At 36.6% G+C, this 24,362-nt stretch carries 26 protein-coding genes; 1 reads left to right on the top strand and 25 read right to left on the bottom strand.

All coding sequences use genetic code 11. The features are described 5' to 3' along the window. Positions 1-78 precede the first annotated feature (78 nt). The 15 genes from MHH73_RS14030 to MHH73_RS14100 form a co-directional block, all read right to left on the bottom strand. Positions 79-1,269: a pyridoxal phosphate-dependent aminotransferase gene (locus MHH73_RS14030; protein WP_191810928.1), complete on the bottom strand. Its 1,191-nt coding sequence runs from the start codon at positions 1,267-1,269 to the stop codon at positions 79-81. Between the two features lie 77 nt (positions 1,270-1,346). Then, positions 1,347-1,826, bottom strand: coding sequence for a cell wall elongation regulator TseB-like domain-containing protein (locus MHH73_RS14035; RefSeq protein WP_191810926.1), 480 nt, complete (start codon positions 1,824-1,826; stop codon positions 1,347-1,349). A gap of 12 nt (positions 1,827-1,838) precedes the next feature. After that, entirely contained in the window at positions 1,839-2,009 is a 171-nt protein-coding gene (locus tag MHH73_RS14040) for a YpmA family protein (RefSeq protein WP_191810924.1), read from the bottom strand. Between the two features lie 103 nt (positions 2,010-2,112). Continuing rightward, complete coding sequence (gene dinG, locus MHH73_RS14045; protein WP_341067603.1) at positions 2,113-4,914, bottom strand: ATP-dependent DNA helicase DinG; 2,802 nt, start codon at positions 4,912-4,914, stop codon at positions 2,113-2,115. A 223-nt stretch (positions 4,915-5,137) separates the two neighbouring features. Continuing rightward, positions 5,138-6,523, bottom strand: a complete 1,386-nt coding sequence (locus MHH73_RS14050) for a vWA domain-containing protein (RefSeq protein WP_191810919.1) — start codon at positions 6,521-6,523, stop codon at positions 5,138-5,140. A gap of 235 nt (positions 6,524-6,758) precedes the next feature. Beyond that, a complete protein-coding gene (gene panD / locus MHH73_RS14055; protein WP_191810917.1) occupies positions 6,759-7,142 on the bottom strand; it encodes an aspartate 1-decarboxylase in 384 nt (127 codons plus the stop codon). Positions 7,143-7,163: 21 nt separating this feature from the next. Next, complete coding sequence (panC, locus tag MHH73_RS14060; RefSeq protein ID WP_341067607.1) at positions 7,164-8,009, bottom strand: pantoate--beta-alanine ligase; 846 nt, start codon at positions 8,007-8,009, stop codon at positions 7,164-7,166. Then, positions 8,006-8,842: a 3-methyl-2-oxobutanoate hydroxymethyltransferase gene (gene panB, locus MHH73_RS14065; protein WP_191810914.1), complete on the bottom strand. Its 837-nt coding sequence runs from the start codon at positions 8,840-8,842 to the stop codon at positions 8,006-8,008. Before panB ends, panC begins: the two co-directional genes overlap by 4 nt. Before the next feature lie 253 nt (positions 8,843-9,095). Beyond that, positions 9,096-10,076, bottom strand: coding sequence for a biotin--[acetyl-CoA-carboxylase] ligase (locus MHH73_RS14070; protein ID WP_191810911.1), 981 nt, complete (start codon positions 10,074-10,076; stop codon positions 9,096-9,098). After that, entirely contained in the window at positions 10,061-11,257 is a 1,197-nt protein-coding gene (locus MHH73_RS14075) for a CCA tRNA nucleotidyltransferase (RefSeq protein ID WP_341067611.1), read from the bottom strand. Before MHH73_RS14075 ends, MHH73_RS14070 begins: the two co-directional genes overlap by 16 nt. Continuing rightward, positions 11,257-12,396, bottom strand: coding sequence for an N-acetyl-alpha-D-glucosaminyl L-malate synthase BshA (gene bshA, locus MHH73_RS14080; RefSeq protein WP_341067613.1), 1,140 nt, complete (start codon positions 12,394-12,396; stop codon positions 11,257-11,259). The genes MHH73_RS14075 and bshA overlap by 1 nt, the downstream gene beginning before the upstream one ends. 2 nt (positions 12,397-12,398) lie before the next feature. Then, positions 12,399-13,109, bottom strand: a complete 711-nt coding sequence (bshB1, locus tag MHH73_RS14085) for a bacillithiol biosynthesis deacetylase BshB1 (protein WP_191810905.1) — start codon at positions 13,107-13,109, stop codon at positions 12,399-12,401. A gap of 2 nt (positions 13,110-13,111) precedes the next feature. Further along, positions 13,112-13,516: a methylglyoxal synthase gene (gene mgsA, locus MHH73_RS14090; RefSeq protein ID WP_191810903.1), complete on the bottom strand. Its 405-nt coding sequence runs from the start codon at positions 13,514-13,516 to the stop codon at positions 13,112-13,114. 17 nt (positions 13,517-13,533) lie between these two features. Further along, positions 13,534-14,334, bottom strand: coding sequence for a 4-hydroxy-tetrahydrodipicolinate reductase (gene dapB, locus MHH73_RS14095; RefSeq protein ID WP_341067617.1), 801 nt, complete (start codon positions 14,332-14,334; stop codon positions 13,534-13,536). Next, positions 14,321-14,671: a nucleotide pyrophosphohydrolase gene (locus MHH73_RS14100; RefSeq protein ID WP_191810899.1), complete on the bottom strand. Its 351-nt coding sequence runs from the start codon at positions 14,669-14,671 to the stop codon at positions 14,321-14,323. Before MHH73_RS14100 ends, dapB begins: the two co-directional genes overlap by 14 nt. Positions 14,672-14,913: 242 nt before the next feature. On the opposite strand from MHH73_RS14100, the gene MHH73_RS14105 reads away from it, so the two are divergent. After that, positions 14,914-15,783 carry a YitT family protein gene (locus MHH73_RS14105; protein WP_341067619.1) on the top strand — a complete coding sequence of 290 codons (870 nt, stop codon included), beginning with the start codon at positions 14,914-14,916 and terminating at the stop codon, positions 15,781-15,783. Positions 15,784-15,848: 65 nt separating this feature from the next. On the opposite strand, the gene MHH73_RS14110 is transcribed toward MHH73_RS14105, so the two are convergent. The 10 genes from MHH73_RS14110 to MHH73_RS14155 all read right to left on the bottom strand — a co-directional run bounded on the left by MHH73_RS14110 (position 15,849) and on the right by MHH73_RS14155 (position 24,313). Next, a complete protein-coding gene (locus tag MHH73_RS14110; protein WP_095372775.1) occupies positions 15,849-16,526 on the bottom strand; it encodes a zinc metallopeptidase in 678 nt (225 codons plus the stop codon). 385 nt (positions 16,527-16,911) lie between these two features. Next, positions 16,912-17,703, bottom strand: coding sequence for a sporulation protein YpjB (locus tag MHH73_RS14115; RefSeq protein ID WP_341067621.1), 792 nt, complete (start codon positions 17,701-17,703; stop codon positions 16,912-16,914). Positions 17,704-17,881: 178 nt separating this feature from the next. Next, positions 17,882-18,487, bottom strand: coding sequence for a DUF1405 domain-containing protein (locus MHH73_RS14120; protein ID WP_191810890.1), 606 nt, complete (start codon positions 18,485-18,487; stop codon positions 17,882-17,884). Between the two features lie 76 nt (positions 18,488-18,563). Continuing rightward, entirely contained in the window at positions 18,564-19,331 is a 768-nt protein-coding gene (locus MHH73_RS14125; RefSeq protein ID WP_191810888.1) for a menaquinol-cytochrome c reductase cytochrome b/c subunit, read from the bottom strand. A 36-nt stretch (positions 19,332-19,367) separates the two neighbouring features. Further along, complete coding sequence (gene qcrB, locus MHH73_RS14130; RefSeq protein ID WP_191810886.1) at positions 19,368-20,042, bottom strand: menaquinol-cytochrome c reductase cytochrome b subunit; 675 nt, start codon at positions 20,040-20,042, stop codon at positions 19,368-19,370. A 13-nt stretch (positions 20,043-20,055) separates the two neighbouring features. After that, positions 20,056-20,553, bottom strand: coding sequence for a ubiquinol-cytochrome c reductase iron-sulfur subunit (locus MHH73_RS14135; protein ID WP_341067624.1), 498 nt, complete (start codon positions 20,551-20,553; stop codon positions 20,056-20,058). Positions 20,554-20,702: 149 nt separating this feature from the next. Continuing rightward, the gene (locus MHH73_RS14140; protein WP_341069779.1) at positions 20,703-21,167 is read right to left on the bottom strand and encodes a YpiF family protein; all 465 of its coding nucleotides are present in this window, start codon (positions 21,165-21,167) and stop codon (positions 20,703-20,705) included. A 345-nt stretch (positions 21,168-21,512) separates the two neighbouring features. After that, a complete protein-coding gene (locus MHH73_RS14145) occupies positions 21,513-22,055 on the bottom strand; it encodes a ReoY family proteolytic degradation factor (protein WP_191810882.1) in 543 nt (180 codons plus the stop codon). A gap of 74 nt (positions 22,056-22,129) precedes the next feature. Next, positions 22,130-23,392: a tetratricopeptide repeat protein gene (locus MHH73_RS14150; protein ID WP_341067626.1), complete on the bottom strand. Its 1,263-nt coding sequence runs from the start codon at positions 23,390-23,392 to the stop codon at positions 22,130-22,132. 21 nt (positions 23,393-23,413) lie between these two features. Further along, the gene (locus MHH73_RS14155) at positions 23,414-24,313 is read right to left on the bottom strand and encodes a hypothetical protein (RefSeq protein WP_341067628.1); all 900 of its coding nucleotides are present in this window, start codon (positions 24,311-24,313) and stop codon (positions 23,414-23,416) included. Positions 24,314-24,362: the final 49 nt, after the last annotated feature.

A 24,362-nucleotide genomic window follows, 5' to 3' on the forward strand; every position in this document is an offset into this window, starting at 1 on the left:
TGATTCTCTAGGCAACTTTTCATCAAACATACCTCTAGCAAGAGAAAAGGAAGTGAAGGGCTCCACTTCCTTTAATGATTACTGCAGTTTATGATTAACAAATTCATGGATTCGACGAACAGCGGCTTCTAATTGCTCAAGTGATGTCGCATATGATAATCGAATATTTTTCGGAGAACCAAAGCCAGAACCAGGAATAACAGCTACCTTCGCTTCTTCTAATAAACCTTTTACAAACGCATCAACATCTGCAAAACCTGTAAGTTTTGCTGCTTCTTCTACGTTAGGGAAAAGATAAAAAGCACCTTGTGGTTTAATACATGTGAAACCTGGAATGGCTACTAATTGTTGATAAATTATATTTAAACGCTCTTCAAACGCATTTTTCATTTCTTCTACTGGTTGTTGTGAACCATTGTACGCTGCAATCGCCCCGTATTGAGAAGGAGTAGTTGGATTAGATGTACTATGACTCGCAAGGTTTGTCATTGCTTTAATAATGGCTGTATTGCCGGCAGCATAACCAATTCTCCAACCTGTCATTGAATGAGACTTTGATACTCCATTAATGATAATAGTCTGCTCTTGCAATTCTGGACTGATTTGTGCGATCGAAATATGTTGATGCCCATCATAAGTCAACTTTTCATAGATTTCATCAGAAATAATTAAGATATTATGTTTCAAACAAAATTCACCAATCGCTTCTAGTTCCGGTTTGCTATAAAGCATGCCTGTTGGGTTACTAGGTGAATTAATGATAACTGCTTTTGTGGCTTCTGATATAACGGTCTCTAACTGCTGAGGCGTAACCTTATATTCATTTTCTTCAAGACCATCAATAAATACTGGCTTTCCGCCTGCTAGTTTTACTTGTTCTGGATAACTTACCCAATACGGAGTTGGAATAATGACCTCATCACCTTTATTTAAGATGACTTGAAATAAAGTGTATAACGCATGCTTAGCACCACTTGTAACAATTATATCTGAGGCGGGAATATCAATCCCTTGATCTTGTTTAAACTTGTTAGAAATAGCTTCTTTTAGTTTTGGTAGCCCTGCCGCTGCCGTATACTTCGTGTACCCTTCATTCATCGATTGAATAGCTTCATCAATAATATGCTGAGGTGTATTAAAGTCTGGTTCACCCGCACCTAAACCGATAACATCAATCCCTTGTGCCTTCATTTCTTTTGCCTTAGCTGTAATCGCTAAAGTTGTAGATGGTGTCAGTGATTGCACTCTTTGTGCTAGTTCAAAATTCATTTTCCTAATCCTCCAGAATGTATAATCTATCATTTTATATATGAGCTGGCCATGGAATAGTCAGCCGAACCACTTAGTTAAAGATTTTCTAATATTTTTAATTCTTCGTTACCTGTCTCATAATCTATTACATAATAATTAAGAAGACCTTCCCCGGTTTTATAGGAAATCTCCCACAAAGGGATTGATTTTTCCATACCAAGGTTGACAGAAATAATCTCATTGGGATTTTTTTTATTCATTACCTTTTCGATTGCTTCTTCTTTTGAAATCCCATCTTTTTTATTTTTTATGATTATTTCATCCTCAGAGTCTGCTGAAACCCATACATACACTTCTTTATCTTCTTTTGTAACCCCATCAATAATGTAATACGTTTCATTACCATTATATAGCGTTACTCTTTTTACGGCCTGTAGATCTGCCTCATTTTCCGCTTTTTCTTTTGCCACTTTTTCCGCTTGATTTATCGGCTCCATTGCTTTTATATAAACTTTTGCTGAGAAACCGATAATGACAACCATGATGGCTAGTACGATAATTAGTATTTTTTTCATTTTTTTCACTACCTATGTACGATATATTGTAAATACAGCTTTGCTATCATCATCCTTATCCAATGCTAAGCCGAACATTAAATCTTTTTCTTTTAATGTTCTGTTTAAACTATCAACAATTTTATATAAATCTGGACTATTTTGAATCGTTACTGTTGATAAGATTTCAATCTTGCTTTCCATCTGTATTTCCTCCTTGACAAGTAAGGCCCATATTCTCTGTTACGTCTAATAGTATACCAGTAAAACTGGTTTGCATAAATATTAGACGATTAGTTTTTAAAAATTATAACCATTCTTCAATGATATGAATCGTTTCATTCAAATCACATTCTTTTGCTTCAATAGGCGGTATCGATTGCAGAAATGCTTTTCCATAACTTGCAGTTTTAATTCTTCTATCAAATACAATCACAACACCCCTATCGGTAGTCGTTCTTATTAAGCGGCCAAACCCTTGTTTAAAACGAATCACAGCTTCCGGTATGGCGAGCTCTTTAAAAGGATTTCCCCCATCTCTTTTCAGCTTTGCAGCTTTCGCACTAGCTACAGGGTCATCTGGCGGTGCAAATGGTAGGCGAACAATAATCAAGCAAGATAAATCTTCTCCAGGAATATCTACACCCTCCCAAAAACTACCTGCTCCTAATAAAATCGCTTTATCAAACTTTTGGAAGTTTCTCGTCAATCGCGAACGACTACCTCCTGATATTCCTTGAGCAAAGATCGCATAATCACTAAGAAAGTCCGATTCCTTTATAAGCTGATACGTTTCTTTAAGCATTTCAAATGAAGTGAATAAAATGAGCATACGCCCCTTTGTTACTTCAGCAATGGAAATGATTTGCTCAGCGATACTGGCAATATACTCTTCCATTTTCACCGTTTTAATATCTGGTAAGTCTTTTGGTATAATCATTTTCACTTGTTTTTCATATTGAAATGGTGAAGGGATTTGCCGACTAGTACAAGGTGAACCTTCTAAGCCTAATTCTTTCTCCATATATTGAAACGACTGATTAACGGTCATTGTAGCAGAGGCTAAAACAACACTTTTCTTCTTTGTAAAAAAGGACTGACTCAGTCGGTCAGAGACATTTAATGGTTCCGCATAAATAGAAGTGACATTCTGAATTGCACGTAAATCAACTTCTACCCAAGATGCGAAAGGTTGGTCTTGAGTGTTTTTAAAAAAGAAGTCCAACGAATGGACATAACCTTCTAATTCCCTGACAGCAGATGAGACATCCTCTAATAAAGGCTTTGACTTTTCTGCAATAGGAGATGATCCATTTTGAATAGCATGTAGCCTTGCTGTCAACATTTGAATAACCTCTTTTAGAATAGAAGAAAACCGCTCCACTTGGATGTTAATTTGACGTCCATATTTAGCGATTAGATTTTGAACATTCATTTTCACTCGTACCAATTTACTCTTTTTATGACTAGATTTTTGCACAAGATTCGAAATGAGGTAAAAGAACTCATCCATTTCTGTATGTAAACTCTCCATCATCTCATTTACCTCAAATGAGTGAATCACCTCATTAGAACCACCGACTTCTTCTAGCAATTGCTCAAGCTGATAGATCCACTCTTTTTGCTCGAATAACCCTAATTTATTAATCGTGAGCCGAACAGTCATAAAATCTAGCATACGTCCAAAATAAGGAGATGCCGCTTTTACAAAATGATGAGCCTCATCAATAATTGCATATTGATATGATGGCAAAATATCATAATCACTGATGGTATCAGAAAGTAACATACTATGATTCGTAATAATCAATTGTGCTGACTCAGCTTGCTTCTTTGCACGATTATAAAAGTCTTTCTCTCTAAAGTCCTTATCGTTAATAAATAACATCCGATTATTTTTAATTTGGTTCCAATACAATTGACCACCACTAGATAAATTAAGTTCGTCAACATCTCCTGTTGTTGTTTCCGTTAACCATACTAGAATTTGCATCTTCGTTAAACAAGTATCATAGTTATCATCTTGACTTCTTAGTGTATGAATAAACTTTGCTAAACTAATATAATGATTTCTTCCTTTTAGAATACTTGCCTTGATTGGCATTGGTATCATTTGCGTTAGTAAAGGTAAGTCCTTCTGCAGCAATTGGTCTTGAAGTTGAGTTGTGAATGTACTAATCACAATTCGTTCGTTTTCCTGCAAAGAAAAAATAATAGAAGGCAATAAGTAGGCCAATGATTTACCTACACCTGTTCCCGCTTCAATCAGTGAATGTTGTTTAGAAATAAATGCCTTATAAACGGCATCCATCATTTCATATTGGCCCTCTCGTGATTCAAAAGGTTTAAACACTTTTTGCAAATAAGCTTCTTTCTCTTCCTTTGTATATGGATACAAGATACTGGATTTATTCAATTTCCCTTCTTGCTTATTTTGCCTTTTACGAAGAGCGATCCCATGATCAATTTCTAAATCGCTAGGAAGTGATTGATGGCTCTCTTCTTTCCATTGAATCCAATCCTCTAAATATAAATCTAAGTCACTTTTTAAGCCAAAGGAAATATCTTTTAATTGCTTCAAAGTAAGCAATGGTAAGCTTTTCATTTTCTGTTCTAATATTAAAAGTAATTCTGCTGTTACATAAGCATCGCTATCCGCTTGATGTGGTCTCACATGAGAGAGCCCTAAGTTTAACGATAAATCAGATAGCTTATAGCTATCCTCACTTGGTAAAAAGATCCTTGCCAGTTCAACAGTATCTATAATTGGCCCATAAAAACCTGCTAAACCAGCCATTTTAAACTCTTCCTGTAAAAACGATAAATCAAAAAGGACATTATGTGCAACGAAGTAGGCACCTTCAAGCATTTGCTCCACTTTCTTGGCAATCTCAGAAAATTTAGGTGCTGAGGCCACCATTTCGTCTGTTAGTCCGGTTAGTTCTTCTATAAATGGAGGGATACTGTGACTAGGTTGTACAAGTGAAGCGTACTGTTCAGTAATCTGTCCATTTTCAATCACTACTGCTGCTAATTGTATAATTTGATCACCTTTTTTAGGTGAATTTCCTGTTGTTTCTAAATCTACGACAACATATTTATTACTCATGGTTACACCTCGAACATTCTGTCACACAAAACGTTATCATAAAAAGGATAAAAGAGAAAGTTATCTTTCTTTATTTAGCAAAAGAGAGATTTTACTCATCTAAAAAAGAAAGCCTTACGTTTTTAGTAAATAAATTATTATTCATAACCCATCTATTTACACAAGTCCAATAGGTCATTTACTTCTCTTCTGATTATTTTGCCAAATTGTATATTTAATCTTCTTATTCACTCACGTTTTTCAAGAACCTCTCACTAATCTCTTCCCAGTTATCAAGGAATGAGTCTCTATTCAGTTGATCCAGTTCAAGAAAAAGTTCACGTGCTTCTTTATCGACTTGTAAATAGTATGCCCGATAGTTTTCATCTAGGCGTAGGAAAACATCAGAATCTATCTTCTTTTGCTCTTTTAAATAATTGATAGCCAGTTGTAAATGATGATGCTCTCTATTCATCTTTTCCTGCTCTTCGTGATGCCAATCATTTAATTGCTTTTGTACCGTTTTATTAAGATTATTAATGGCAGCATTGCTATTTCTATGCCATTCTGACCATACTTTAGCCATTTCTGTGGTTCGCTTAAATTCTGCCTTTAAATCCTCTTGATTTTGGACATTAATAAACTTTCCATTTGCAGCCCTTGCCATTTCTTTCAACTGCGTTAATCCATCGTTATTAACTTGATAGCCAATGATTTGAACGACTGGACTTAAGTTGGAATCACTCAGTTTTTCCATTGCCTGTACAGGATTTCCTCCACAGGTTTCGACTCCATCACTCACGAGATAAATAATATTCGTATTCTCTGAACCATCCTGTGATTCTAAATTAACCATTGCCTGTTCAACTGCCTTTGTCATTGGTGTCCATCCTGCTGGGTCAAATTCATCTAAGGCATTTGTAAACTCTTTACTATCATAGGCTGATAGAGAATAAACTTGTTCTACAGTACTGCATGAAACCTCTTTATCTGCTTCATCTCCTGTTCCTTTATGTCCGTAAACAGTTAATGAGACTTTAGCTTTTTCTGGCAAACTATCAACAAATTGATTAATGGCTTCTTTTGCAAGTTCCATTCTTGTTTTTCCATTTTCTAGAGCACCCATACTACCACTAGCATCAAGTAAAATAGCTACATTATAATTTTTCTTTAATTGGTTTTCCTCTTCTGCAATGTTTGGATCTGCAAATTTCATTGCTTGCCATTGTTCAATTGGAACATTTGGCATACTTAAATTCTCTTTAAATAGGGAAAAGACTTTCCGTTCATAAGCATGAATCTCTTCTTCTGTAGCCTCTATCGTAATAGAGGGCAGCTGATCAAGTGCCGACTTTACTTCATCGGAAAATTCCTTCATTGCCCATTCTCCCGTATAACCATAGTCAACTGATTCCTTAAACGATTGGGGAATAGGTAATGAAGTTTGAGGAACTGGATTTTCTCCAACTTTTGTATCGTTTGCTGTATCTGCTACACCCTCAGTTGATTCATCCCCACCAATACCTTCTTTTTTTGTATCTCCCTTGCTACAGGCAACAATGATAAAAATCGTTACCATTGCTAATGCAAATAATAAGACAGTTTTTTTCAGATTGACCTCCTCCTTCAATGGTTTATTTCTCTTTATCCCTTCATATTCATATGAATTATTTTACCATTATTAACTAAAGCCGTTGTCATTTTGTATAAAAAGAAATAATAAAAATAACAAGTCTGCAATGACCCTTATCTGCTCATTATTAGAACAGATAAACACAATAAAAAGCACAAACAAATCCTTTTAAAATACAGAATTTGTTCGTGCTTATTAACTAAAGCATTTTTCGGCAGTTCAGTCACTTTTTTTACAAAATCGTACTAGCTGGTTCCTGGTAAAGCATATCAATGATTTGATTATCTGCGCCCATAATCGCTACTTTTGGTTGGTGACTTTTAAGTTTTTCCTCTGCAACTTGAGCATATGAAATGATAATTACGATATCCCCTTGCTGAACGAGACGTGCGGCAGCGCCGTTAACACAAATAACACCACTCCCTCTTTCACCAGGAATAATATACGTTTCGAATCTTGCTCCATTATTGTTATTAACGATTTGTACCTTCTCATTCGGTAACATATCAACAGCATCTAAAATATCACTATCAATCGTAATACTGCCGACGTAGTTCAGGTTAGCTTCTGTTACTGTTGCTCTATGAATTTTCCCATTCATCATTGTTCTGTACATATTAAATCCTCCTCTATGACCTCATGCTGTGATGATGATATTATCGATTAAACGGGCCTTGGAAAATTTTACGGCCAACGCAATAATGATTACACCGCCGACTTCTTCGATTGGCTGTAATTCTGGGTAAGAAAGAATCTCAACATAATCAATTTCACCACTTATCTTCTCATTGAGCATCGTTTTCATTACATCAATTATACGAGACGGATTTTTTTCTCCTTCTGTGATGATTGCTTCCGCTGCCTGTAAACTTGCAAAAAGCACAGTGGCTTCTTTACGTTCTCCTGCTGTTAAGTGTACATTTCTTGAGCTCTTTGCCAACCCATCACTTTCTCTTACCGTATCCACTGCAACGAGTTCAATCGGGAAATTAAAATTTTTTACAAGCAAATCTATCACTGCAAATTGTTGGGCATCTTTTTTACCGAAGTAAGCTCTTTCTGGTTGAATAATATTAAATAATTTAGAAACAACCACAACCACACCGTCAAAATGACCAGGTCTTGAAGCGCCACAAAGTCTCTCTGTTCTTGCTCCGACGTTCATTGTTATCTCTTGCATCTGTGGATACATTTCTTCTGCTGTTGGATGAAACAGATAATCTACCTTTACTTCTGCCGCTAATTGCATATCTCTTTCTAAATCTCTCGGATAAGTGGCCAAATCTTCCTCTTCCCCAAACTGGAGCGGGTTTACAAAAACACTCATGACGACGATATCATTTTCCAAACGTGCTTTTTTAGCTAATGTTAAGTGGCCTTCATGCAAATAACCCATTGTTGGGATAAGCCCGATTGATCTCCCTTCCCTTTGGAAGTCTTTGATGATTTTCTGCATTTCTTTGATGCTCGTCACTTTTTTCATTGCTTTCCTCCGTAGAGACTTAAAAGTTCTTCTTCTTTCATATTAAAAGAATGTTTATCCTCTGGAAATTGTCCACTCTTTACCTCTTTTACATAAGCAGAAATGGCCTCTTCCATCATTTCTCCACTATTTAAATAGCGCTTAACAAACTTTGGTACGCGCTCAACGCCGTATGTGAGAATGTCATGGTACACGAGTACTTGCCCATCTGTATGCACACCAGCACCAATCCCAATTGTCGGGATATTTAAAATTAATGATACCTCTTTAGATAATTGTTGCGGCACACATTCAAGGACAAGAGCAAAAGCCCCTGCTTCTTCACATTTTCTTGCATCATTGATTAGTTTTTGAGCTGTTTTTGCATCTTTACCCTGTACTTTGTACCCACCTAACACACCAACTGATTGTGGCGTTAAGCCTAAATGTGCAACAACGGGTATACCTGCATTTGTCATTGCAGTAATTTTATCTATTACTTCATCTCCACCTTCAACCTTGACGGCATGGGCACCCGTTTCTTGAATCAGTGTTCTCGCATTTATGAGCGCTTCTTCCATAGAAATATGGTAGCTCATAAACGGCATATCTACCACGATAAAAGTGTCTTTTGCCCCGCGCTTTACAGCTTTAGCATGGTGAATCATATCATTCATTGTAACTGGAATCGTTGAATCATAACCTAATACAACCATTCCTAGTGAGTCGCCGACAAGAATCATATCGACATTAGCTTGCTCTGATAATTTAGCCTGCGGAAAATCATACGCCGTGAGCATCGCTATTTTCTCACCCTTACTTTTCATTTTCAAAAAATCAGTCGTTTGTTTCATCCTACTTCCTCCTTTTTTAATAGGAAGAGGTGATGATCTACTGATAATGAGAAAGACATAAAAATAACCTTCTACAAAAAAAGTGCAGAAGGATAGTGTATGTTCTCATTATTAAACTCATCCCTCTGTCCTGGTCCTAAATGGATCTAGGCAGATTTCGTGTATATATGATGGTCAAGCAGGTGCAGTTCTTTCCGATACTGCCCACACAAAGTATATCAACATTTGCGTTAACTTTCTATAAAAATATCTATTATTCTAATTCAATATCTGCAGAATAAATTTGATGCTGCACACCAGCCTCATCTTCTAAAAGCAATATTCCCTCATCTGTAATACCAATCGCTTTTCCCGTTATCGTACCAGATAGCGTCCGCGCTTTTATTCTTTTTCCTATACTAATGGCATAACTTTCCCATAAAATTCTTATCGGCTGAAAACCATGCTGTAAATAGAGTTGATAAAGTTTTTCGAGTTTAAATAACAGTGATTGAATAATTTGTGCGCGGGAGATTTCTTCTTTCTTTTCAATTGAAAGGGAGGTGGCAATCGATTGAATTTCCTTCGGATAGTCATCCAATTTCTGATTCACATTAATGCCAATCCCCATAATAATAGAAACAATTCGATCTGCATCTGCTTGCATTTCTGTTAATATCCCTGTTATTTTTTTGCCATTAATCAACACATCATTAGGCCATTTAATTTCCGCTGTTAAACCGGTCACTTCCTCAATCGCTTGAACAACAGCAACAGCAGCAATAAGTGTTAATTGTGGGGCGCGATGAGGAGGAAGTTGCGGCCTAAGAATGATGCTCATCCAAACACCAGTATATTTAGGAGATATCCATTTTCGATCCATTCTTCCCCTACCGCTTATCTGTTCTTCTGCTACTACAATCGTACCTTCACTTGCACCATCTGTTGCTAATTGATGAGCTACTTTTTGGGTGGAGTCCACTGTTTCTTCATAATGGATATGACTACCAAGTATATTTGTTTTCAAACCATAACGTATTTCGTCAGCAATCACTTTTTTTGGTGTAGCAACAATGCGATATCCTTTTCGTCTCACCGCTTCAAACTCAAACCCTTCTTTACGAAGATTTTCTATATGCTTCCACACTGCTGTGCGTGAACAACCGAGTAAATCAGCGATAGCTTGCCCAGACAAATATTCATCTTGGTGAGTCGTGAAGGCATTTAATAACTTTATCCTTATTTCTGATTCCATTGAAACAGCCACTCCCTGATCTCTTCTTTATTATTTTGTAATTCTCCAAGTATAATTGCTTCCTCAATTTTCGCTAACCATTCCTTCAGCCAAGGACCAGCTGATTGCTGACTCCAATTGATAATATCATTACCATTAACTGCTAATTGTTTTCTTGAAGTAATCGCCAATTTGTTATACATTTCTACTAAATGATCAGGATATTCTACTCTTTCATGATTGTATACTTGATGAAGCTTTTCAGCACTCACTGCTACTGTTAAACCACTGTGATAAATAGTAGTAGCTTGAAAGGGTCTTGAAAGTCTTTTTTGGAACCACTGATAAAGATTGAGTATTTCTTTCATGTCTTTACTTGACATCTTCCATGCTTTTAATCCTAACTTTGCTTCATGCTCACTAAATTGAAAAACCTTTAAGAGCAGAACCCATATTTCGGGCAAAGATAATGATTGAAGAGGATAGGTGACGAGCTGAGAAAGTGCCTTATCCTTTTGCGAAAGCATCGGTAAATGGCGATGTAAGTTTGAGTCTTGTAGAAGCGTCAAGGCATCCACTCGATAATCTCCTTGTAATAATTTATTAAATTCAACGAGCTTCCTTTCAACTGCCACATGTTGCAGTAAATGCGCTTTCTTTTTTAATGCATAATAGGTACCTTCTTCGAGAGCGAAACCTAATTGACTTTTAAACCGAAGCGCTCGCATCATTCTTAAGGCATCCTCATTAAAGCGTTCTTCACTTGAACCAACGGTCTTTATTTCTCTGTTTTTGATTGATTCTCTTCCAGCGAAGGGGTCAATTAATTCACCACTTTTATCCATCGCAATGCTATTCATCGTAAAGTCTCTTCTCTGTAAATCCTCTTTTAAATGACGGATAAAGCGGACTTCATCCGGTCTTCTAAAGTCGCTATACGTTGACTCTGCCCTATATGTTGTGACTTCATATGCTTCACCTTTATGAAGAATAAGTATGGTACCATGCTCAATACCTACATCAACGGTTTTAGAAAAAATCGCTTTCATTTCAATTGGTGTAGCAGATGTAGCGATATCTACATCTGCTATTTCACGACCAATTAGAAGATCTCTTACTGCACCACCGACAAAATAAGCTTCATAACCTGCTTCCTCAAGCTTTTCAATAATTGGAATGGCTCTTTGAAATATCGGTTTCATCATTTCGCCTCACTTAATAGATCGAAATAGAGCTGCTCGTATTGTGAAACAATCTTATCGGCATGGAAACTTGTCAATACAGATTCTTTTGCTTGTAATGATAACTTTGTATGTAATTTTTCATCTTGTAAAATATCTAATGCGACTGCTGCAACACTCTCAATATCACCGAGTTCACAAATATAGCCATTTACACCATTTTGGATAACTTCCGGAATACCTCCAACATTTGTTCCTATACATGGCACATTGCATGCCATCGCCTCAAGCGCGACTAAACCAAAGCTTTCTTTTTCGGACAATAAAAGCATTAAGTCACTAATGGAATAAAGTTCCGCTAAGTTATCTTGTTTGCCAAGAAATATGACTTGTTGTTGTAAAGATAATTGATCTACTAATTTTGAAATATCACTCATCTGCGGACCATCCCCTACAAGTAGGAGCTTAGCTTTTATATGTTGTGCTATTTTAGCAAATGAATGAACAACATCATCTACCCTTTTCACACCACGAAAGTTAGACACATGAATAATCACTTTCTCATCATCAGCTATTTGAAATTCTTCTTTCAAATAATCTACATCTTTTTTTACATATTCACGCTCATCAATAAAATTGTATACAGGAACAATTTTTTTCTGCGGATTGATTAAATCGTAAGTTTGCGCAATCAATGCGTTTGAAACAGCCGTCACAACATCCGATTGTTCAATTCCAAATTTTATCGCTTCCGTTAATGATGAGTCATAACCAAGAACCGTAATATCTGTTCCATGCAAAGTTGTAACAATTTTGACATCACGACCGCTCATTTGCTTCCCTAAAATGGCACATATCGCATGTGGCACCGCATAATGTACATGAAGTAAGTCAAGATTTTCTCGTTTGATCACTTCTGCCATCTTGCTTGCTAACGCGATGTCATAAGGCGCATATTGAAAAACGGAGTATTGATTGACTTCTACTTGATGGTAAAAAATATTATGATATATCTTATTTAAACGAAAAGGAATGCTTGAAGAAATAAAGTGAATTTCATGTCCTCTTTCTGCCAGCATTTTTCCGAGTTCTGTGGCAATTACCCCTGATCCACCAACAGTCGGATAGCAAGTAATCCCTATTTTAAGTTTTTTATTCATTCTTACACTCCAAATAAATCGTTTTCGATCATCAATGGTTTTTTCACTTTAAAACCTTCTGCATATTTGACGCCAACTTGCTGTCCAAATAGGCGTTCTCTCGCTTCAACCATTTCCACATAACCATTTGTTAACGGAGTATCGACAGCTCCCTCCGTTTTCGTGAATTGACTTTGGTAAGCATTTAAACTGGCGATTTTTTTATCTATGGTTGCTGTTATATCTATCGTAAAATCAGGTTGGTGAAATCCATTAATCATATAATAGTAAAAGCTTTTCACTTTATGATGCGTTTGATACTCAGTTGTTTGATATTTACGAATACCTGCAGAGAAGACCGCTTCTTCGACAATTTTTGTTGCATTCGCATGATCCGGATGTCTATCCATTTCATATGGCGCAAATACAATAGTCGGCTGATACTTCCTTATCATTTCTACGACCTGTTTAATACGCTCACTTGTTAAAAATAAATGTCTATCACCTAAATGCAGTCCTTCTCTTACAGCCACATTTAATATTTGCGCTGCTGCCATGGCTTCTGTTTTCCTCAAAGCAGGATAACCATTAGAAGACAACTCGGCTTCTGTTAAATCACAAATCCCTACTTTATAACCTTTTTCCACATACTTCGCGATTGTTCCTGACATGCCGATTTCTACATCATCGGCATGCGCTCCGAAAGCAAGTATATCAAGCTTTGTTTCATTCATCTCTATTCACTCTCTTTTATCATTTCTCTCCAGGAAAAATCTCCTCTTTCAAGTCCTTTAATTAAAACTTCCGCGGTGCCCATATTTGTCGCTAATGGTACAGCGTAAACATCACATAATCGGATTAGCGCGGTAATATCTGGTTCATGTGGTTGTGCGGTGAGCGGATCTCTAAAAAACAAGACGAGATCCATTTTATTTTGCGCAATCATACTTCCAATTTGCTGATCACCACCAAGTGGTCCAGATTGAAAACGATGTACAGTTAGATCTGCTTCCTGCTGCAACCTTAAACCAGTCGTACCAGTTGCAAATAATTGATGCTGTGAAAGAATACCTTGATACGCTTTGGAAAAATTCACAATATCATTCTTCTTTTTATCATGAGCAATTAATGCAATGTTCATCGGCACCGCCTCCATACTTACTCCATAATATTTTCTAATCCGTAAACTAACGTATCAATTTTAACAACAGTGTCGACAGCTAATGCAACACCACTCATAAATGATTCGCGATTGTATGAATCATGGCGAATTTGCAGTGTTTGTCCACTAGAACCAAACATTACTTGTTGATGTGCAATTAAGCCAGGAAGTCTAACGGAGTGAATATGCATTCCATCAAAATCTGCCCCACGAGCACCAGCTAGCGTTTCCTTTTCATTAGGATGCCCTTGTTGCTTGCTCTCTCTTACATCACGAATCATCTCAGCTGTTTTAACAGCTGTGCCAGATGGTGCATCTAGTTTTTGATCATGATGCATTTCAATAATTTCTACATCATTAAAGTATTTAGCTGCCATTTGTGAAAATTTCATCATGAGCACAGCACCAACAGCAAAGTTTGGCGCAATAATCGCACCTAAACTGGAGTCATGACATAAATCCTCTAGTTCTTGTAAGTTCTCTTTGGTAAACCCAGTTGTACCAACAACTGGTCTCACGCCATAGGTAAGCGCTGTTTTTGTATGATGCATACCGACTTCTGGCGTGGTTAAGTCAATAAGAACATCACAAGCTTCATTTCTAAAACATTTTTCTATATCAGAATAAACAGGAACATCGATTCCCTCAAAGCCTTTAAAATCACTTAAAATGCCACCATCATTTTTATGATCTACAACTGCTACTAATTCATAATTTTCTTTGTTCTGAACTAACTTAACTGCCTCGCTCCCCATTCTACCTCTTGGACCTGCGATCACGATCTTAATTGTCTTCATTATTTCTTCCCCCTTCTTCCATACGTGTCCATCTATCTTTATCGCGCGTTTGAAACTTATGCATCACTTGGTCATGCGCTTTCGTTAAATCTATATTTAGAGAATTAGCAAGACAAATTAATACAAAAAGCATGTCTCCCATTTCTTCTTCAATTGCCTTTTCTTTTTCTGTACTCTTTTTTGGTTTTTCACCATATGTATGATTGACTTCTCTTGCCAGCTCCCCTAATTCCTCTGTCAATCGTGCCATCATAGCAAGTGGACTAAAATACCCCTCTTTAAATTGCCCAATATAGACATCTACTTCCCTCTGTAATTCTTCCATTGACTTACTCATTTACTTCTCACCTCATATACATACCATTTTATCATTCTATTCACACTCTCCATGTTAGCTAAACATAGCCATTTTTACAATTCCTATCGTTTATTTCTTTATTTCAATCCGATAAAAATAGTATGCGTATGAGAGAATACGCTGCCTCGCACCTATCCAAAGTGTGATTGCTTATCCTCTATTGAATCTATATAATGAGATGGCAAGTAATATATTTCATCATGTTTCGGAGGGCACTGTGAATGTTTGGATTAAAAATGAAGAACATAATCCTTATTCTGTTTGGCGCTAGTATATTCTCTTTCGGTATTGTTCACTTTAATATGCAAAACAACTTAGCAGAAGGTGGTTTTACTGGTATCACGCTTTTATTGTATTTCTTATTTGATTGGAATCCATCTTACACGAATTTAATATTGAATATTCCTTTATTTTTCATCGGATGGAAACTACTAGGTAAAAAAGCATTTATCTATACGATTATTGGTACGGTAGGCGTTTCACTTTTCCTTGAAATATTCCAAAGATATCAAATACATATGCCATTAAAGAATGACCTTACTTTAGCTGCACTGTTCGCAGGTGTTTTTATCGGGGTTGGTCTCGGTATTATTTTTAGATATGGTGGAACAACGGGTGGCGTTGATATTATTGCACGACTCGTTAATAAGTATACCGGTACTTCCATGGGGAAAACGATGTTTGTGTTTGACTTTTGTGTGATTACATTATCACTGATTTTTTATCTCAAATATTATGAGGCAATGTATACTCTAGTTGCCGTATTTGTTGGCGCGAAAGTGATTGATTTTATTCAAGAAGGTGCTTATTCTGCAAGAGGTGCAATGATTATCTCTGAGAAAAATGAAGAAATTTCTGCGAAAATTCTCTATGAAATGGAGAGAGGAGTCACCGTTTTAAAAGGCCGGGGGTCATTTACTAAACTGGATCGTGAAGTATTATATTGCGTAGTAGCTAGAAATGAACTAACTAAATTGAAGAACCTTATTCATTCAGTTGATCCTAATGCATTTGTCACCGTATCACAAGTGCACGATGTCTTAGGTGAAGGATTTACATTGGATGAAAACAAAAAACCTTTAGAACGCTGAGATTACTAAAACCTAACAAAAAGCAACTACCTCAAGTGAGCAGTTGCTTTTACATTTAAAATATATTAATCATCATTGTTCATGCCAATAAAAGCAAGAACAAAACGCAGTAATTCCATAACAGCGATAACTGTTGCAGCTACATAAGTTAGAGCTGCTGCATTTAATACTTTTTTAGCGCCAGACTCTTCATCATTTCTAATCACACCCGAGCTTACCATAACATTGAGTGCTCTAGATGAGGCGTTAAACTCAACCGGTAATGTAATTACCTGGAATAATACCGCTGCAGCAAAGAAAATGATACCAAGTAACATCATACCAGTAAATTGAAACAACAATCCTCCTAAGATGAAAAAGAAGGATAAGTTAGAGCCAATGTTCGCAACTGGAACAAGCGCATGTCTAAAGCGTAAGAAAGCATAGTCTTCAGCATCTTGAATGGCATGACCCACTTCGTGTGTCGCCACTGATACGGAAGCAATGGAAGATCCATAATAATTATCCTCAGATAATCTCACGGTCTTATCCCTCGGATCATAATGGTCTGAAAGTTGCCCCTTTACTGGTTCGATAGAGACATTATAAAGTCCATTTTCATCTAAAACTTTTCTAGCCGCTTCTGCTCCAGTCATATTTGAAGAAGTAGATATTTGTAAATGTTTCTTATACGTCTTCTTCAAGTACATTTGAATAGCAATCGGGACAATCATAATAATGATAAAGTAAATCAAAAACGACATAGGTGAACCTCCTAATAAAGTATAAGCTTCTCATCTACATGTGCATCATGTAGACAAACACTGGAAGAAATATTCACATACTAAGCTAAAAGCTTTTAGTTAGTCACTCAGTATGACAGAATGGCTTTGTAAATAGTGAAAACACGACTTTACATGGATGCTTGCTTCTAAAAAAACTTGATAATTGGTACATTCTTGCTTACAAACAATTCAAAAAAAATGGGTAGCTTCGTCTCTAGATGCCTCAAGATGAAAGTCCATTTTTCTTGCCATCTCATTCTCCCACTACCTTTTCCTTCTGTGATTTATCTAAGGAAAAGCTCATCATGTTTATGCTTTGATTATATTTTACCTTTTTTTAATAAGACAATTCAAGCGTTTAGCCTTAGCTCTCTGGATTTTTTTCTTTTTTCTTTCCACCCTTATATTTTTTAAAACCGACATACGAAAGGGTTAAAATAATAATACTCCCCGTTGAAATAATCACCCACCATAATGATGGATCAGCTTCATCATCTGTAATGGTATCAAAAATATCTTCTAGCTCACTATTCAATAATTCTAGCTCTCTTTTACCTTCATCTTTCACCATTACATCTCGGCGATATTGATCAATATATTGAATGCGTGTATGCAATTGTTGAATAGTGGCTGGCTCTACTTCCAATTTTAATGAAGGGTATATCGTATCATAAAGAGAGAGAAAGGTATTGTACTGTGTATGAAAACTCTCGCTATCACCCGCTTCTATCGACTCTCTTACTTCCCCAAGCGTACTTAACATCGGTTCTTTCATTTCATGCCACATTGGTTCTTTCGCAGGGGATAGGACGTCCATTAATATCCGAAGTTTTGTTGCTTTTTGTACTTTCGTCTCATATGAGCTTTGTTCTTTATTTATTTCTTCAACTACTTCTTGGTGAACAGATGTGACAGTTCTCAAAGTTTCCCTCGTCATCGCAGTTGATGTGCTTGTAGCCAATACAAATTGGTCTGTGAAATAATTCAACATTCTACTCGCGTCTTCATATTTTTGCGCTTTAACTAAGTGTAGAACTTCATCTGATAAGAGATCCAATTGATTCATCATGCCATCTTCATTTTCTGTCTCTGCTACTATCATGTAAGGGAAAATGAGTGCAATAACTAAAATAATAGCCACAACTCTCCATTTCATACGTACCTGTCCTCCTTATCGGATTGCTAATAGCATTGTATGATGATGTGGACAAGGTTAGACCATCAATCAATAGATTTATCTATGAAACACTAGAAGCAATAATGGCAATAATGAGGAAATAAAGCTAGAAGGCTTCTGTAATGAAGTTCTAACTTTATTTTTTATTAATAAAAGGTTATCGATGAATGGAAGGCATTTTCAGTTGATATTTTCCTTTCCGCATACATAGTAGATAGGTCAAGCCTAAAGAAAAAATGCTAAGCCAAAAAGTAAAATAACCGATTTGCGGAATATATTCATTAAGTACAGAATATCTCGGTAACATAAAGAAAACGTAATCAATCACATCATTATGCAAAGTCCAGATAGCTGCTATCATTAGATGCCAAGCTTTTATGCGATAGAAAGGGGCATAGAGCACACCTTGTACAGCCATAGCACCATGAGAAATAATAAGCATGAGTGCCGTTATCTCCACTTCACCAGTCACTTGAAACACAAGTAAATTCATCACAACTGCCCAGATACCGTATTTCACAAGTGTAACAATCGCAAGCGCTTCAAAAATAGGCCAATTTCTACCTAATAAAAAAGCAATAAGAACAAAAACGAAAAACAAACTAGCAGTTGGACTATCAGGAACAAATGGGAGGAATATTGCCGGTGTATCAACTAATTGCCACATATACCAATCGTAACCATATACAGTCCCGGCAATATTGATGATTAATAGAAGAATTAGAAAGCTCCGATTACCCAATATCGTATAAATTTGTTTCATAGACTACCTCACTTACTACTTTTTATGGACGATACGAAAAGAAGCTGACAACTGCTGGTCAGCTTCTTTTTCACTTTTATTCAGATTCTATGCTGTCGATAAATTCGACCACTTTATCAAGTTCTTCATCACTGCCTGTGAATATACCTCCTGGCATAGCTCCACGACCGTTATGAATAACATCTTTAATCTCTTCAGGTGATAATTCAACATCAATTAAAGCAGGTGCACCTGCACCACCTTGCAATTCATTACCGTGGCAAGTTAAACAAGTATTCGCTTCCATCAGCTTATACCCCTCTGCCTCGGTATCAACTTCAGCATCTGCAACGATTTTCCCTTGTTCTGCAGCAGCCTCCCAGTCATGGTGAGCAACTGACTCCCATGTTAGGAAGGTAACCCCCGCCAATGCAAGTATCATAAAACCTGTGGCAAAAGGACGTTTTGAAGGTCTACGTTCAGGACCGCGATCGATAAATGGTGCCAATGCTAGTGCACCAAATACTAATCCTGGAATAATAAATGCACCAATAACATTATATGGTCCTGATGCATATGTGTATTTAAGCAATTGATATAAGAATAAGAAATACCAGTCTGGTAGCGGAATATAAGCTGTATCACTCGGATCCGCGATCTTTTCAAGCGGTGGTTCGTGCGCAATTGTTAAACATAAGAAACCTACTAGGAAAACGGCTCCTACCATCCATTCTTTCAGTAAGAAGTTTGGCCAGAAAGCTTCTGTTTTGCCTGGATATTCCGAATAATCTTTCGGAATGAAAGTCTTACGTTCAGCAGATATACGGGAATCACCTACGAATTTCATTCCTTTTCCGCGATGCATGTAATAATTCCCCTCCTTTTAATAGAAGATTTCATTTTACAATGGACCAGAAATACCTTGTTTACGAATCATAATAAAGTGAGCAGCCATTAAGCCAAATAATACTGCTGGTAGGAAGAAAACGTGAATGGCGAAGAATCGTGTTATCGTTTGAGCTCCGACAATAGATGCGTCCCCAGCAATAAGTGTTTTTAACATTTCACCAATAAATGGAGTTGATTCGACAATTTGAATGGTAACTTTTGTTGCAAATAAAGCTTTCATATCCCATGGTAATAGGTAGCCCGTTAATCCAAGTGCTAACATAACAAAGAATATTCCTACTCCAACGAGCCAGTTTAATTCACGTGGTTTTTTGTAAGCACCTTGGAAGAATACGCGTAAAGTATGTAAAAACATCATAACAATAACTAAGCTAGCTCCCCAGTGATGCATCCCACGAACAATTTGTCCGAATGCTACATGGTTTTGTAAATAATATACAGACTCCCAAGCATTTTTGATATCTGGAACATAGTACATTGTTAAGAACATTCCAGACAAAATTTGAATAACAGTTACAAAGAACGTTAGACCTCCGAAGCAGTAAACAAACGCCGAAAAGTGATGCGCAGGGTTTACATGCTCAGGTACTTCGTGGTCAGCAATATCTCGCCAAATTGGCGTAATATCCAAACGTTCATCAACCCAATCATAAATTTTATTGAACAATGATTACGCCTCCTTATCGCGGTTCTGCCTTACCTAAGTGTAAGAACCCATCTACTTCTTTTGTTGGAAAAACATCAAGTGCTGCAATTGGTGGTGTACCTGGAACGTTTGTACCATCTTTTGTATAAAGACCTCCGTGACAAGGACAATAGAAATGATTTTCATTTGCCTTATCTCCATTCCAGTTTACTGTACAACCTAAATGTTTACATACAGGTGATAATGCGACAACTTTATCATTCTCATCTTTGTAAACCCATGCAGTACCAGTTTCTTCCGAAGAATACCAGCCATCTTGTTGCTCAAACGAATAGTCAACCCTAGTAGGCTCTGTTGTTAAATCAGAAATCTTCTGATTTGTTGCAATAAAATCACTATCACCTTTCTGTTGTAGGACCGGATCTACTGCAAACCGCACCATAGGTAACAACATTCCTGCTGCCATGAATCCGCCTACACCTGTGAGTGTGTAATTAAGGAATTGACGTCTTGTCACACGATTTTTGCTCATACTTTTCCCCCCTCTATTATGAAGTTAAGTCCAACGGACAAAGTTCAACACAATATAAAACTAGGACATACCAATGATATATCAATCTTTATGGAAGGTCAATATAATCCTTCACTGAATCATCACAACTATGAGATTTATGTGACTCTTCAATCATTATTCTGCCATTTCTTCACAAATACATTCAGTAATTGTTTTACCTGATCTTCTAAAATTGAAAGCTTGTACTGATCATCCATGTTATCAAGCGGAATTGAAGGCATCCAAATTAACCCTCCATCTAACTGTTCTTCTACAGTTTTCCAATCACTATCAGAAGTTATGTAAAAAATATGTTTAAAATCTTGAGAAATTAATTCTTTTTCCCATTCTATTAAATCTGCAAGCCGTTTTTCCTCAGAAATTATCTTTAAATAGCTCATTCCCGGTAACATAAGAATTCTGCCTTTAAATTGTTTTTCTAGTTGCCCAGATAAGAGGTTAATAAATTCGGTCATTGCCACGGTTTGCTGGATATCATCTGCAAAAGATACGGGATAAAGAGGAAGTATGACTGTATCAATATAATCTCTTTCTTTCAAAAACAATTGTATATCCTGTGTATGCCACTTCATCCTAATCACTCCAATTACTCCTTATTATTCCTTATTTATCATACCACGGAAATGACCTTCTATCAAAAGGCAACAGTGACTATTTTTTGAACATTTCAGAATTCATTAAATATATACCTAATAGCTATATTTAGTAGCACCCTCTGTAGCTTCATTAGTCTTAATTAAAACCTCCCCATAGCAATTAAACTCAAAAAAATTGGAACTAAAACCTTATAGTAAGACTTTCCTCATCCCCACCCCGTCTCAACAGGTTATGAAGATGAAAAAAAGATATGACCCTATAAAAATAGGGAGCATATCTTTTTTGTACGTTCGTTCTTTCTATAGTTATAAAGAATAAGCCTATGTTTGAAGTTTATTCAACTTCGCTGTTAATTGAATAAATCTTTCTTTATCTTGTTTATCTAATGCCTCATCAATTTCTTTTAGTAATTTTTCCTTTTGAAAGCGCGCTAAGCTCTCTGTTAAAAACCTTTCAGCTATCATACGGTCTTTTTCACTTATTCTTAATGTCTTTGGCATAAAAGGATTTTCTTCTAACACTGCTGCATATTGATGAGCTTTATTGGCAGCGTGGAAGTTCAACTGAATAAATATATCTTCTTCTCTATTTAAGCGGATATCATGAAATGACTTTTCTGCATCAGTTGTCATTACATTCTCTTTGTAAAACCGAAAAGGGGCTTCATCTACACAATGTGTAGACATGATTAATCCTCTCGGACAATACTGAGCCTGTTCCACAAAATGAACCTTCTCCATTAATTGATCATGACTCATTAAGTAGTTAAGAATCCAAACACACTCTCTTCTTTTTAACTGATAATGATTAAGAAACCAACGAATAAAGTCTTTCTTTTCATTGACAGATACAGGGGCCGTCATTTTGATTCCCTCCTCTGCTGCAGCTTTTAATTTTTTTCATTAGCTTCAGGTAGACTTTCTGATGATGCAAACCTCTACGACTCATCTGAAAGCCGCTGCAGGATATCCTGATATTCTTCGTTGTGAGGTTCCAAACGAGTAAGCTTACTAAAAAGTTCGGCAGCCTCCTTTCTTTTTCCTTCTTCAATTAAAAAATATCCATAGTCTGCCAAGAAATCCGGCTGCTGTTTAAAATAAGTATATGCTTCATTGTATTTGTTTAATGCCTGTGAATATTCTTCTATTTCTTGATAACTTTTAGCTGCATCCCATAATAGTTGTGGATCAGTAACATCAGCGCTTTGCATTAATTCTGCAATTTCTATTACATCATGAAAACGCTCGTTATTCATAAAAACTTTATTAATCACAACAGCAGCATCAATATATTCTGGATCAATTGCTAACGCTTCTCTAAGCAGGTCAACTGCTAGTTGTTCATCTGGAATCTTTAAGGCTAGCTTACCACCATAAAAATAAAGCTCTTTATTATATTCATCTTGTTTAATTCCCAGTTTTACTGTTGCCAAGGCTTCTTGCACCTGTTCTTCCCGTTCATACGCCTTTGCGAGATGCAAATACAGCGAGTGAAATTCTGGATCTATTTCCTTGAGCTCATTGAATTTCTCAATGGCTACTTGATTATAACCAGCTTGTAAAGCGGTGAATGCATAGCTAAATAGCGTATGTATTTCCAACTTTTCTTCAAGCGCTTTTTCATAATAAGGTAACGCTTCCTCAAAAGCACCCCCTGCACTTAAACTTTCAGCCATTCTTTGGTTAACGTTAACACCGCCAATAAGCTCTTTCTTTGTCAGTACTTTTTCATATAATTTAACTGCTTCTAAAAACTTCCCTTGTTCTGCACTCAATTCACCTAAGGCAAAATCAATAATTGGCTCTTCCGGAAGTATCGCTTTCGCCTCTAATAACTTCCTTTCACTGACCTCGTATAAACCTTCCATCTGATATAAATCTGCCAACAATAATAATGCTTGTGGATAACTAGCATCTTGTTGATTTACTTGCTCTAATACGAGCACGGCTTCTTCTTCATTTCCTAAATCAATGAAGATTTCTGCTTTCATTATAAGCAGTTCGCCTTCCTCAGGGTATGCATCTAATAGCCTCTCGATTAATTGGTGTGCCTCTTGTAGAAACCCATATTGCATCAGTTCTTCCGCTAAAACAAACCTTTCTTCATGTGTACCGTGAGAAAGAATTTCTGTATATTTTTCTAATGCCTCATCATGTAACCCATTTTCTAACAAGGCAATAATCTTCTTTACTTTATCCATATCAATTTCCTTTCAATACAATTATGATAACTGGTAGTATGATGGTGTCTTAATCATGATCCTCTTACCATATCCTTCAAGCGGATGATGCCAATCACCTGCCCGTAAGACTCTCCCACGTAAACATGAGATGACCAGCCTCTCTCTATGATAATGATATACATCTAATTCTTCAATATATGTGATTTCCCTGCCTCGTTCGTAAAAATTATAATTCGCTTCTGACCCAGGTTGTAATTGGGTTTTAAATGGGTATAAACCGATTGTTGCTTGCGTTTGCTCATTGATTAACTCTCCATTATTTAATGGATAAGCCACATATGGCAGGCGATGCTTTTTCATATAATACACCCACTTTTGTTGCAATAAACGGTCGTCTTTCTCATTCTCAACATCCTTAAAAATAGGGATTAAGGTACTAAAGTAAGGAAAGAACGCTTCTTTCACCCAACCCCACGGCATTTCGTCTAGATCATTGAGTCCCGTTATTTCCACAAAAACAGCAGACACTTTTTCTTTTTTTAATAATCTTATCATGTCTGGCTGCAGTGAAGCCAACGGCATTTGTACTCCTATCAAATAATCAATTGGAGAAATTTTCAACTTCTCATCTAATAGTTGGATAGCTGAATGCAATTGATGTTTATAGCTTATTTCCACCTTCGTCATAAACACTAGACATCCCTTTAAAATCAGCTCAGAAAGAAAGAAGTTAGGCATATCGTACGGTATTGTCTCGACATACTTTACTAGTGGAGGAGAAATCACATACGGCTCTCCGTCTATTTTCATATACTTATATTGCCTATAGGGTGCTTCTCTAACGGAAAGGATTTTCTCTTTATCGATAACATAGGAGGTAGGAACATAGGCGCCTCTGCTTTTATTCTGCCTATAAGCATTTTCAATTATATATACCATTTATCATCATCCTTCTCTCATCTTTATAGACAAGCTATGATGAAAACAA

Source organism: Cytobacillus sp. FSL K6-0265, from assembly GCF_038003465.1.
In the GTDB taxonomy this organism is placed as follows: Bacteria; Bacillota; Bacilli; order Bacillales; family Cytobacillaceae; genus Cytobacillus; species Cytobacillus stercorigallinarum.